This is a genomic window from Mesorhizobium sp. WSM4848, assembly GCF_055811375.1.
The window spans coordinates 96,750-107,989 of record NZ_JBVVPX010000025.1; the positions used below are offsets into that span (position 1 = coordinate 96,750).

Below are 11,240 nucleotides of genomic sequence, written 5' to 3' on the forward strand. Positions count from 1 at the left end.
CCTCAATACGCGTCGGCGTTGTCGATGTTGAAATTGTAAAGCGTGCGCGCAGAGCCGTAACGCTTGAATTCCGCCGCTTTGACGCCGGTCACCCCAGCGCGGTCGAGCAGGCCCTGCAGCAGGTCGAGATGCTCGGGCCGCATCTCCTTGGCGATGCAGTCGGCGCCGAGGCTTTCAACCTTGCCGCGCACGAACAGCCGCGCCTCGTAGATGGAATCGCCGAGTGCGTCCCCGGCATCGCCCAGCACCACCAGATTGCCGGATTGCGCCATGAAGGCCGACATGTGGCCGATATTGCCATGGACGACGATGTCGATGCCCTTCATCGAGATGCCGCAGCGCGACGACGCGTTGCCTTCGATGACCAGCAGCCCGCCCCTGCCGGTGGCGCCGGCATATTGGCTGGCATCGCCTTTGACCGTTATCGAGCCCGACATCATGTTCTCGCCGACGCCGGGTCCGGCCGAGCCATGCACGGTGATGGCGCTGCCGTCGTTCATGCCGCCGCAATAGTAGCCGACGCTGCCGCGGACATCGATGGTGACCGGCTGGTCGACACCGACGGCGACCGAATGGCTGCCTTTCGGATTGAGCACTTCCCAGGCGGTTTCGTTCGAACCGGGGGTCAGATCGTGAAGCGCCTGGTTGAGCTCGCGCAGCGGCATCTCGGCCAGGTCGAACACCCCTGATGCATGGCCCTGGTCGAGTGCCTTGGAGACGTTGATTGCCGGCATGAACTCAATGCTCCCAGAAATAGACGGTTGCGGGCTCGGGTTCCCAGACCCTCGCACTGTCGATGCCGGGCAGTTTGGTGAGCGCACGATATTCCGAGCCGAAGGCGACATATTGGTCGGTCTCGGCCATGACGGCGGGCTTGCAGGCGATCGGATCGCGCACCACGCCGAAGCCGTTCTTGGTGCCGACGACGAAGGTGAAGAAGCCGTCGAGGTCGCTCAGCGTGCCTTCCAGCGCCTCGCCGAGATTCTTGCCATGCGCCATCTGCGAGGAGAGATAGGCGGCCGCGACTTCGGTGTCGTTCTCGGTCTCGAATTTCATGCCTTCGCGGATCAACTCGCGGCGGACATTGTTGTGATTGGACAGCGAGCCGTTGTGAACCAGGCACTGGTCGGCGCCGGTCGAGAACGGATGCGCGCCCATCGTCGTGACCGCCGATTCCGTCGCCATGCGGGTATGGCCGATGCCGTGCGTGCCGGTCATGCTGCGCACGTCGAAGCGATCGACCACCGTTTCGGGCAAGCCGACTTCCTTGTAGATTTCGACAACGTCGCCGGCGCCCATGATACGGATGTCGGGGCGCAGCGCCTGGATCGCCTCGCGCATTTCATCGATCTTGGCGGGCGCGGTCCTGACCACCGCATGCGTCGATTTCACTGCGATGCTTACCGGGGCTCCGATCGCCTTGGCGAGTTCGGCGTCAAGGTTGCTAAAATCCTGCTCCGGCTTTGCCGACTGCATGGTGATCTTGGCCTCGTTGCCGGATGGCGCGCCATAGATGGCGATGCCGGCGCTGTCGGGACCGCGATCGCTGAGCGCGATCAGCATCTGCGAAAGCATCGAGCCGAGCTGGGGCTCGAGCGCCTTGTCCTTCAAAAACAGTCCGACGATTCCGCACATGTCAGGCTCCCGAGCTGAGGTATGATTTAGGTGCTACCAGCTTCATCAAGCGAATTCAACTCGTATGAAAGTTTTTTTCATCTTGGACAAGTCGCCTGGCGCAAATGACGCGCCAGGCGACCGGCGGCGACTTAATGGCGATCGATCGCCTTTCTGGTTTCCTCTCCGGTGCGATCCGCAGCCATATCGGCTTCGATCTCAGCGTTCTCGTGGCGCGTCTGGAGGACGTGCCACCCGATCCAGAAGACGAGGCCGATGATGACCATCACGACTTCAGAACCCTGAAACGGGTAGATCGCGCCGATGTCCTTGAGGTCCACGGCCCAGCTTTCCATTCCATTGGTAGACATTGCGGTTCTCCCTGTCGGTTGACTACTTGTCGGTTGACTATTTGATCATGGCCTTTTCGGCGGTTCCCACTTCGCGAACAGACGCGTCGAATGCATGGTTGAGGGCAAAATCGACGCCCTCGAGTTCGACCTTCGCCGGCACGCGCAAGAGGTTCATGCTGTTGAGGATCTTGCAGACTACGAAGGTGGGGATGAAACCGAGCACGAACATCAGCACCGCGCCAGCGAAATTGCCGAGCGGGTTGACGTGCGCGAAGCCCTCATAGGGCGAGGACGGCTGTCCCCACAGCATGAAGCCGGCGACCACGACGCCGAGGAAGCCGCCATAACCGTGCACCGCAACGGCGCCAACCGCATCGTCGATCTTGAAGCGGCGCTCGACGAAATAGTGCAGCTTGTAGCATATGCTCGGGACGATCGCGCCGATCAGCATCGCCTGGATCGGGTGATAGAGGTCGTTGCCGGCCGAGGCCGAGATAATGCCGCAAAGCCCCATAGAGAATGTCCAGAAAGGGTCGCCTTTCGAGACGATGTAGCCGGCCAGCATGCCGCCCGACAGCGACATCAGGAAGTTGAAGGTGATCGCCGAGAGCGTCGTCGGCGCGAGATAGATATTGGTCGCCGTCCAGGTCTCGCCGGTGATCTGGCCGGCAATCGTGGCCGGGCTGATCAGCGGAATGTTGCACGCGGCATAAAAACCCCAGAAACCGGTGAAGATCAGGAACAGGCCGATCGTGACGAGCCAGACATTGTGGGGCGGGATGTCGCGCGCCGTGCCGTCGGGCCTGAACTTGCCGATGCGCGGACCCAGCACGATGAGAAAGGCGAGCGCCGCTCCGCCGGCGATCGCGTGTACGACGCCCGACGCATAGGCATCATGATAGCCCCATAGCTTCACCATCCAGCCTTGCGGATGCCAACCCCAGGATGCGTCGAGGATCCACAGGACCGAACCGACCAGCACCGCGACGATCCAGAACGCACCCGAGCGCGCGCGCTCAATGATCGAACCCGAGACGATCGACGCCGTGGTGATGGAAAACAGCAGGAAGGCGCCCCAGAACACGCCGTTGAGGCGATGCCACAGAGCCGCGTCGGTCGGGGTGACCCCCGTCTCGCCCGGACTGACCCCGGAGAGGTGGGTGCCCATCAGCGGGTTCCATGCTTCGGCAAAAGGTGCGGTGACAAGTCCGCCGGCGATGCCCGGGCCATTGGGGAAGCCGAAATAGATCCACCAGCCGAAAAAATAGAAGGTGATCGTGACGAGCGGAATCGCCATCGCGTTCTTCATCAGCGTTTTCAAATGATTGCGCCGACGCGACACGCCGACCTCGTACATGCAGAACCCGACATGGATCAGGAACATCATGACGATGGTCACCCAGTAATAGAACTCCGTGAAAATGGTCGTTAGAGCGTTGAGATTCCCTTCCATTGCAGGTCCCCTCCGTTCAATTGCGTTCCTTGCCTCTCAGTAAAACTTTTTGCATCTTAGTATTGCGCGCTTTTGGAGTTTTGAGTCAATATGGCGCGGACCGTCGCATGGCCGCAGTGCCCTTGAGCGGCGAACGCCGGCAATCTTGTGAGGAGAAGCAAGTCCATGACCGCATCCTGGAGATTTTCGACCTTGGCGGATCGCCATCGTGCGCTCGGTTCGAAGCTCGAAGACTGGAGCGGGATGGGCACCGCCTGGAGCTACGACAAGGACGCCGACGAAGAGTATATCGCCATCCGCACCAAAGCCGGGCTGATGGATGTGTCGGGCCTGAAAAAGGTCCACATCACCGGACCGCATGCCTCGCACCTGATCGACCTGGCGACGACGCGCGACGTCGAGAAAATATATCCCGGCAAATCGGCCTACGCCTGCATGCTCAACGAGGCCGGCAAGTTCACCGACGACTGCATCCTCTACCGCACCGGCCCGAATGCCTGGATGGTCGTGCATGGTTCGGGCACCGGCCATGAGGAGTTGCAGCGCGCCGCCATGGGCCGCGATGTCTCGCTGCGCTTCGACGACAATTTGCACGACCTTTCGCTGCAGGGACCGACATCAGTCGACTACCTGGCAAAGCATGTGTCTGGCATACGCGACCTCGCCTATTTCCATCACATGCAGACCCGGCTGTTCGGTTTTCCGGTAATGATCTCGCGCACCGGCTACACCGGCGAACGCGGCTACGAGATCTTCTGCCGTGGCCAGGATGCCGGCACGATCTGGGACACCATCCTCGACGAGGGCAAGAGCGCCGGCATCATCCCGTGCCGGTTCACTACGCTCGATATGCTGCGCGTCGAGAGCTACCTGCTGTTCTACCCCTACGATAATTCCCAAAAATATCCGTTCGAGAACGAAGGCCCCGGCGACACGCTGTGGGAACTCGGCCTCGATTTTACCGTCAGCCCCGGCAAGACAGGGTTTCGCGGCGCCGAGGAGCATTACCGCCTCAAGGGCAAGGAACGCTTCAAGATCTTCGGCGTGCTGCTCGAAGGCAAGGAGCCGGCCGACGAGGGCGCACCGGTCTATCGCGATGGCAAAAAGGTCGGCGTGGTGACCTGCGCCATGTATTCGCCGTTGGTCAAGAAATCGATGGGCATCGCCCGGCTCGACGTCGACTGCGCCGTCCAGGGCACCAGGCTCGAGATCCGCAACCAGAGCGGCGCCATCGGCGCGACGGCTGCGCCGCTTCCCTTCGATGATCCGAAGAAGACCAAGCGCACGGCGAAAGGCTGAGGCATACTGAGAGAATGGCAGCGAAAAGCATCATCAGCCGGCCGGTCTACGGAACCCTGTCCCCGCAGCCCGGCAAGCACCATCTTTTCGTGGCGGATGCAGAAGGAGCGCTGGCCATAACAGACTTGGCCGCCAAGGCGCCCGACGGCTTTTTTGCCGATGCCCATATCATTTTCATCCCCGGCCCCAGTCCCGACCGTGACGGCCAGCATGTCGCCTCGCTGGAGGCGCTGAGGCCGGCGCAGTTCTACCAGGGGCCTACCTTCGCCAGCGCCTTGCCGCGGCTGAAGCAGACGCTGGCCAACGCGCATATGGGCCTGCGCCTCTACCTCGCCGGCACCGAAGGGTTGATCGGCCAGGCCATGCAGGCGGCGCTCGAAGCCGGTATCGACCACACCTCGATCCAGACCGAGCATCGCGGCTCGCTGGCGCGCCGCGTGCAGTGCGTTCACTGCAAGGGCATCACCGAAAACGTGACGACGCAGCCGGCGACCTGTTCGCATTGTGGCCTGCTTCTTCTGGTACGCGATCACTATTCCAGGCGCCTGGCGGCATTCCAGGGCGTCTGCATCAATGCGGAAGACCGCAGCGAAATTCCTCCGGCGGAGGAGATCTTTCGATGAGCACCGGCACCACCAAGCTTGACGTCGTGGTGAGCGACGTCGTCCCGGTCAACCAACTGGTGACGCGCTTCCATTTCCGCCGGCGCGACGGGCAGCTTTTGCCGACGTTCTCCGGCGGCGCCCATGTCGTGGTGGAGATGCGAGACGGCGAGCGGACCAGGCTCAATCCGTATTCGCTGATGGGCTCGCCGCTCGACACGCGCGAATACACGATCTCGGTGCGCCGCGACGATGCCGGCCGTGGCGGCTCGCTGTTCATGCACAGGCATGTCAGGCCGGGCCATGAGATGGTGATCAGCTACCCGGTCAATCTGTTCTCGCTCGACCTGCGCGCCAGGAAGCATCTGATGTTGGCCGGCGGCATCGGCATCACGCCGTTCATGGCGCAGACCGCGCAGCTGGCGGCGGATGGCGGCAATTTCGAGCTGCACTACACCTGCCGCACCGCCTCGCTCGGCACCTATGCCGATGTGCTGAGAGAGCGCTACGACCGCCGGGTCAGGCTCTATCACGACGATCGCGACGAGCGCATCGAGCTCGACCGGCTGCTATCGTCGCAGCCGCTCGGCACGCATCTCTATGTCTGCGGCCCGTCGGGCATGATCGGCTGGGTGTGCGATCGCGCCGCTGCGCTGGGCTGGCCGGCGGAAACCGTGCATTTCGAGCATTTCGCCGCACCGCAGCCCGGCGCGCCGTTCGACGTGACGCTGGCGGTCAGCGGCAAGACGATCCGCGTCGGCGAGCAGCAGAGCCTGCTCGAGGCGATCGAGGCGGCAGGCGTCGATCCGCCCTATCTCTGCCGCGGCGGCGTCTGCGGCCAGTGCGAGACCAATGTCATCGCGCATGACGGCAAATTCATCCACAACGACCACTGGCTGAGCGAGCAAGAGCACCGATCCTGCAAGAAAATTATGCCTTGCGTGTCGCGCTTCGAGGGCGGGTCGCTGGTGCTGGAAAGATAGGAGGCGGAGCTTGGGCATCACCTTTCGTAACGAAACGTTCCGTAACGATTTTACCTTCAGGAACAGCCCGGAGCACATCAGGCGGTTTCCGTTCCCGTTCCACGAAGACAGCTACATGTATGCCGTCAACATCGAGCCGCATGTTCTGGGGCCGAAGGGCAGCGTGCTCGAAAACCTGATCGACGTTGACGAGCACTATGTCGCCGAAATGCAGGACCGCGCTTTGGTGCTGGCGGAGGATCCGCTGCGCTGCCAGTCGCTGCCGCACATGACGCTGGCCGGCTGGGACCTGCTCGAACTTCTAATGGAACAGCAGGCGCTGGGGTATCCCGAGCATTTCACGCTGACGCGCAACAGTGACCGCTGGCGCTGGATAAACCGGCCGCTCGGCATCGACGACACCTTCACCTTCGGTGACGTGTCGACGCTGCCCTATGGGCCGATGGAATACATCACGCGGCAGAGCCAAGGCGATTTCTGCATCCTCGACCAGCGTGACGGCAATCTGTGGATGGATGCCGGCATGGTCACCACCCAGGCCGACTGGTCGCTCGATTTCGACATCGGCATGAACTTCTTCGAATGGCACGCGCCGGTGCCGCTGGCGCATGAAAAGGGCATATTCGTCCGGGCGCTAAAATTCCTCACTAACATCCAGCAAGGCAAGCCGGCGCGGCGGCTGAACTGGACGATGACCATCAATCCGCGCCTCGACACCAGTCCGGAAAATTATCACAAATGGGGTCCGGACCGGACGACGGTGACGCCCGAAAACGTCGGCGACAAGGTCCATCTGCGCGTTGAGCTGCAAAGCTTCTGGCGGCTGCCGCGCTCGAACGGCATCGTCTTCCCGATCCGCTGCTATCTCATCAAGATGGACGAACTGGTGACGCAGCCGAAATGGGCGCGCCGCCTGCACCGCGTCATCCGCGACCTGCCCGAAGAACTCGCCAATTACAAAGGCTTGACGCGCTATCGCCCGACGCTGGTCGAATGGCTGTCGAAGCTCGATGACGGCAGCCCGACAAGCCCAGGATTTGGGCCGGACTAAAGCAAGGTCGCCCTCATCCGGCCGCTTCGCGGCCACCTTCTCCCCGCTGGGGAGAAGAGAGGTAGGCGCCGGCGCTGCCGGTCTCCTCTCCCCTCGGGGAGAGGTCGGATTGCCCCGAATTGCCCTTCGCAATTCGGTTGGTAATCCGGGTGAGGGGGTCTGCTTGCGTCCCGCTCAACCCGCGCTACTCTGCGGATAGCAGATGATCGAGAGATAGCGCATCGGCAGGACCGTCAGCACCTCCGGCCCGTGCGGCGCATCGGCGTCGAAGAACAGGCTGTCGCCGGGCTTCATCGGATAGAGTTTGCTGCCGTGCCGGTAAACGACCTCGCCTTCGAGCATGTAGAGGAACTCCATGCCTTCGTGCTGAAAAGTCGGAAACACATCGGAATCCTCGGTCAGCGTGATCAGATAGGGCTCGACGACGACGCCGCTGGTGTTGGAGCCGATATGGCCCAGCAGATTGTACTGGTGGCCGGCGCGCGTGCCGCGGCGCTCGACGTCCAGCCCTTCGCCAGCCCTGACGAAGACGGCGCTGCGCTCTTCCTCGAAGCGGCGGAAGAAGGCGGTGACCGGAACGCCGAGCGCCCGCGACAGCGCCTGCAAAGTGGTCAGCGATGGCGAGGTGATGCCGTTTTCGATCTTCGACAGCATGCCAAGCGAAATGTCGGTGGCAGCGGCAAGATCGGCAACCGTGATGCCGAGTTTCTTGCGAAACGCCCGCACCTCGCGGCCGATCGCGACCTCCAGGACCTTTTCGCGGGTGTCGCGAACGGCGTGTGGGTCCTGGGTCAGTGGCGTCCGGATCGTTGCCCCGCCCTTCGGCGATGGCTTGGCCTTGGCGGCGGCTGCCCCATTCCTCAAACTGGAAGCTTTCTTCGCCAATGTCGCCACCCGGTTCTGCAGATTTATTTCACTCAGGGTGAACATATTCGCTGCGGATACAGAGCGCAACAGCGACAGCAAGCCACTTTAGCTCGAATGGCATGCTCTCCCGCCATCAGCGGTTTTGCTGAAAATCCGATCGGGTGAAACGCAGTATCGGCAGAAGGCCAGTTGACAGCATCGAAGGGGCAATTACTGTCCTGTCAGTGAAATTTGTTTCGTTAGGGAAATGAGACCGGGAGGCTCGCAATGAAAAGTCGTGTTGCCGTCATCGGAGCCGGGCCGTCCGGCATGGCCCAGCTTCGAGCCTTCAAGTCGGCAGCCGACAAGGGCGCGGACATCCCGGAAATCGTCTGCTTCGAAAAGCAGTCCGACTGGGGTGGCCTGTGGAACTACACCTGGCGCACCGGCCTCGACGAGCATGGCGACCCGGTGCACGGCTCGATGTACCGCTACCTCTGGTCGAACGGGCCGAAGGAATGCCTCGAATTCGCCGACTACACGTTCGAGGAGCACTTTGGCCGGCCGATCGGCTCCTATCCGCCGCGCGCTGTGCTGTGGGACTACATCAAGGGCCGCGTCGAAAAATCCGATGTGCGCAAATGGGTGCGCTTCAACAGCCCGGTGCGCATGGTGACCTTCTCCGACACGACGAAAAAGTTCACCGTCACCGCGCATGATCGCAGCAACGACGTCACCTATTCGGAGGAGTTCGACAATGTCGTCGTCGCCTCGGGGCATTTCTCCGTACCCAACGTCCCCTATTTCGAGGGTTTTTCGACCTTCAACGGCCGCATCCTGCACAGCCATGATTTCCGCGACGCCATGGAATTCAGGGATAAGGACATCCTGATCATCGGCCGCTCCTATTCGGCCGAGGATATCGGCTCGCAATGCTACAAATACGGCGCCAGGTCGATCACCTCCAGCTACCGCTCGAAGCCGATGGGTTTCAAATGGCCCGACAACTGGCAGGAAGTGCCGCTGCTGCAGAAGGTCGTCGGCAAGACCGCGCATTTCAAGGACGGCAGCACCAGGGATGTCGACGCCATCATCCTGTGCACCGGCTACCTCCACTCCTTCCCGTTCCTGACCGAGGATCTGAAGCTCAAGACCGCCAACCGGATGTGGCCGGACGGGCTTTTTGAGGGCATCGTCTGGGAGAAGAACCCGCAACTGTCCTATATCGGCATGCAGGACCAGTTCTACACCTTCAACATGTTCGACGCGCAGGCCTGGTTCGCCCGCGACGTCATCATGGGCCGCCTAAAACTGCCTTCGGCCGAGGCGATGGCCGAACATGGCGCGAAATGGCGGGCGCGTGAGGAAACGCTGGAGGACGCCGAGCAGATGATCTGGTTCCAGGGCGACTACACCAGGGAACTGATGGAGCAGACCGACTATCCGGGCTTCGATGTCGAGGCTGTCAATCAGACCTTCATGGAATGGGAGCACCACAAGGTGGAGAACATCATGACGTTCCGCGACAATGCCTATCGCTCGCTGATGACCGGCACGATGGCGCCGCTGCACCATACGCCCTGGCTGCAGGCGATGGACGATTCGATGGAGTCTTATCTCGAGGTGAAGGGCGTGGCGGCGGAGTAGCGGCTTCCTCGCCACACAGTTTTGCGCGACATGCACTAGCTGCGAGCCTCGCGCACGTCTTTCGTCGCCTCGATGATCCGGCCGAGCAGGGCATGGAGCTCGTCGCGGTGGCCGCTGCGGCCGGCGGGGCCGTCTTCATCTGAGGTCATGACCACGGTCAACGCGCGCCCCGGCACGACATAGACCATCTGCCCGCCATATCCCCACCCGTAGAAGACCGCTTCGCCCGCGATCCGGCGGATGAACCAACCATAGCCATAACCGTCACCGGTAAAGCGCGAGGCGGCGCGTGGCTGCCAGGAGAGCTTGATCCAGTCGGCCGGCACGAGCTGCCGTCCGCTGCGGCTCATCCCGCCGCTGCGGTAGAGCTCGCCAAAGGCGAGCAGCGAGCGCGGGGTCATGGCCATCTGGTTGCCGCCGAGATAGATGCCCTGTCGGTCGCGGTCCCAGGCGGTGATGGAAAAGCCCTGCTGCGGCCCCAGCCATTCGCGCGCCAGTTCCAGCATCGAGCGGCCGGTCCGGCGGGTCAGGATCGCCGAAAGCAGATGCGTCGAGCCGGTGGAATAGAGCATGGTGCCGCCCGGTTCGCCGTCGAAGGGCATGGCGAGCGCTGCCCGCACCCAGTTGTCGCTTGCCACCCAGCGCCCGTAGTTTGGGCCGGAGGTCCGACCCAGCCCCGCCTGCATGGAAAGCAGATGACCGATCGTCACCTGCTGGAGCCGCGGATCGGCGTCGGCGGGCAGGTCGGCCTGAAGAAGCGGAGCAATCTTCTGGTCAGTGCCTTGCAGCACGCCCTTGTCGATGGCGATGCCGACGAGCGCCGAGATGATCGACTTGGAGGCGGATTTTATGTTGGCAGGACGTGCCGGAGAGTGGCCGCGATAGCCGCGCTCCGCCACCACCGCGCCCTCATGCGCGATGGCAACCGTGCGCAGCGGCGTCAGGCGCTCGGCCCCGTCAAGGAGCTTTCCAAGCCGCTGCTCCAGGCCATCGGCAGCGTGAGCAGCGACGGAAAGGATGAGAAGAAAGGCGAGAATCACGGTGGGACGCTTCAGCATGAAGCCAGCTTGGGATGCATTTTGGGCAAGACGAAGGTGGGACGCGGCGGGCAGAGACGTCTGCCTTGCACAAGATCAGTCGATATCGCAGGCCGCTTGGGACACGGGCGGGTCGGAACTTGCAAAGCCCTGTATGCGCTCGTTGAGTGCCGCCAAATCGTATCGCGCTACTTGGTATTTCTAGATCTATGATAACCCGGCGGCACTAGCTCTGGATGTCTGCTCTTAGGCAATGCTGAAAGCAGTCAGTCCGCATTCGTGAAGAGTTTCGGGCGCCGGCAGGCGTACGAAAGTCCCCGAGGAAGGAACCCGCGGGCCACGGGCGATGGCTATG

11 protein-coding genes are annotated in these 11,240 nt (G+C 62.2%); 5 read left to right on the top strand and 6 right to left on the bottom strand.

The features are described 5' to 3' along the window. Positions 1–2 precede the first annotated feature (2 nt). The 4 genes from AC0L16_RS21845 to AC0L16_RS21860 all read right to left on the bottom strand — a co-directional run bounded on the left by AC0L16_RS21845 (position 3) and on the right by AC0L16_RS21860 (position 3,420). On the bottom strand, positions 3–734 hold the full coding sequence (locus tag AC0L16_RS21845) for a GltB/FmdC/FwdC-like GXGXG domain-containing protein (RefSeq protein WP_473623180.1): 732 nt from the start codon (positions 732–734) through the stop codon (positions 3–5). A gap of 4 nt (positions 735–738) precedes the next feature. Further along, positions 739–1,635 (bottom strand): class II glutamine amidotransferase, encoded by an 897-nt coding sequence (locus tag AC0L16_RS21850; protein ID WP_473623182.1) that lies wholly within the window; start codon positions 1,633–1,635, stop codon positions 739–741. Positions 1,636–1,766: 131 nt separating this feature from the next. Continuing rightward, positions 1,767–1,985, bottom strand: coding sequence for a hypothetical protein (locus AC0L16_RS21855; RefSeq protein WP_123146946.1), 219 nt, complete (start codon positions 1,983–1,985; stop codon positions 1,767–1,769). A 37-nt stretch (positions 1,986–2,022) separates the two neighbouring features. Beyond that, positions 2,023–3,420 carry an ammonium transporter gene (locus AC0L16_RS21860; RefSeq protein WP_473623184.1) on the bottom strand — a complete coding sequence of 466 codons (1,398 nt, stop codon included), beginning with the start codon at positions 3,418–3,420 and terminating at the stop codon, positions 2,023–2,025. 165 nt (positions 3,421–3,585) lie between these two features. On the opposite strand from AC0L16_RS21860, the gene AC0L16_RS21865 reads away from it, so the two are divergent. The 4 genes from AC0L16_RS21865 to AC0L16_RS21880 are packed head-to-tail and all read left to right on the top strand — an operon-like array spanning position 3,586 to position 7,355. Next, on the top strand, positions 3,586–4,719 hold the full coding sequence (locus tag AC0L16_RS21865) for an aminomethyl transferase family protein (protein ID WP_473623185.1): 1,134 nt from the start codon (positions 3,586–3,588) through the stop codon (positions 4,717–4,719). 14 nt (positions 4,720–4,733) lie between these two features. After that, positions 4,734–5,342 carry a dimethylamine monooxygenase subunit DmmA family protein gene (locus AC0L16_RS21870; protein ID WP_473623186.1) on the top strand — a complete coding sequence of 203 codons (609 nt, stop codon included), beginning with the start codon at positions 4,734–4,736 and terminating at the stop codon, positions 5,340–5,342. Next, the gene (locus AC0L16_RS21875; protein ID WP_473623188.1) at positions 5,339–6,304 is read left to right on the top strand and encodes a PDR/VanB family oxidoreductase; all 966 of its coding nucleotides are present in this window, start codon (positions 5,339–5,341) and stop codon (positions 6,302–6,304) included. The genes AC0L16_RS21870 and AC0L16_RS21875 overlap by 4 nt, the downstream gene beginning before the upstream one ends. 10 nt (positions 6,305–6,314) lie before the next feature. Then, on the top strand, positions 6,315–7,355 hold the full coding sequence (locus tag AC0L16_RS21880) for a heme-dependent oxidative N-demethylase family protein (protein WP_473623189.1): 1,041 nt from the start codon (positions 6,315–6,317) through the stop codon (positions 7,353–7,355). A gap of 174 nt (positions 7,356–7,529) precedes the next feature. Here the strand turns inward: AC0L16_RS21880 and AC0L16_RS21885 are convergent, their stop codons facing one another. After that, on the bottom strand, positions 7,530–8,285 hold the full coding sequence (locus AC0L16_RS21885) for a helix-turn-helix domain-containing protein (RefSeq protein ID WP_473623190.1): 756 nt from the start codon (positions 8,283–8,285) through the stop codon (positions 7,530–7,532). Between the two features lie 204 nt (positions 8,286–8,489). Between AC0L16_RS21885 and AC0L16_RS21890 the strand changes: the two genes are divergently transcribed. Then, entirely contained in the window at positions 8,490–9,848 is a 1,359-nt protein-coding gene (locus AC0L16_RS21890) for an NAD(P)-binding domain-containing protein (RefSeq protein WP_473623191.1), read from the top strand. A gap of 35 nt (positions 9,849–9,883) precedes the next feature. Here the strand turns inward: AC0L16_RS21890 and AC0L16_RS21895 are convergent, their stop codons facing one another. Then, entirely contained in the window at positions 9,884–10,906 is a 1,023-nt protein-coding gene (locus AC0L16_RS21895; protein ID WP_473623192.1) for a serine hydrolase domain-containing protein, read from the bottom strand. Positions 10,907–11,240: the final 334 nt, after the last annotated feature.

Excerpts from the sequence above, each read along its gene's own strand:
- AC0L16_RS21845 (WP_473623180.1), bottom strand. The coding sequence starts at position 734 with ATGCCGGCAATCAACGTCTCCAAGGCACTCGACCAGGGCCATGCATCA.
- AC0L16_RS21885 (WP_473623190.1), bottom strand. The coding sequence starts at position 8,285 with ATGTTCACCCTGAGTGAAATAAATCTGCAGAACCGGGTGGCGACATTG.
- AC0L16_RS21870 (WP_473623186.1), top strand. The coding sequence starts at position 4,734 with ATGGCAGCGAAAAGCATCATCAGCCGGCCGGTCTACGGAACCCTGTCC.
- AC0L16_RS21865 (WP_473623185.1), top strand. The coding sequence starts at position 3,586 with ATGACCGCATCCTGGAGATTTTCGACCTTGGCGGATCGCCATCGTGCG.
- AC0L16_RS21850 (WP_473623182.1), bottom strand. The coding sequence starts at position 1,635 with ATGTGCGGAATCGTCGGACTGTTTTTGAAGGACAAGGCGCTCGAGCCC.
- AC0L16_RS21875 (WP_473623188.1), top strand. The coding sequence starts at position 5,339 with ATGAGCACCGGCACCACCAAGCTTGACGTCGTGGTGAGCGACGTCGTC.
- AC0L16_RS21895 (WP_473623192.1), bottom strand. The coding sequence starts at position 10,906 with ATGCTGAAGCGTCCCACCGTGATTCTCGCCTTTCTTCTCATCCTTTCC.
- AC0L16_RS21855 (WP_123146946.1), bottom strand. The coding sequence starts at position 1,985 with ATGTCTACCAATGGAATGGAAAGCTGGGCCGTGGACCTCAAGGACATC.
- AC0L16_RS21890 (WP_473623191.1), top strand. The coding sequence starts at position 8,490 with ATGAAAAGTCGTGTTGCCGTCATCGGAGCCGGGCCGTCCGGCATGGCC.
- AC0L16_RS21860 (WP_473623184.1), bottom strand. The coding sequence starts at position 3,420 with ATGGAAGGGAATCTCAACGCTCTAACGACCATTTTCACGGAGTTCTAT.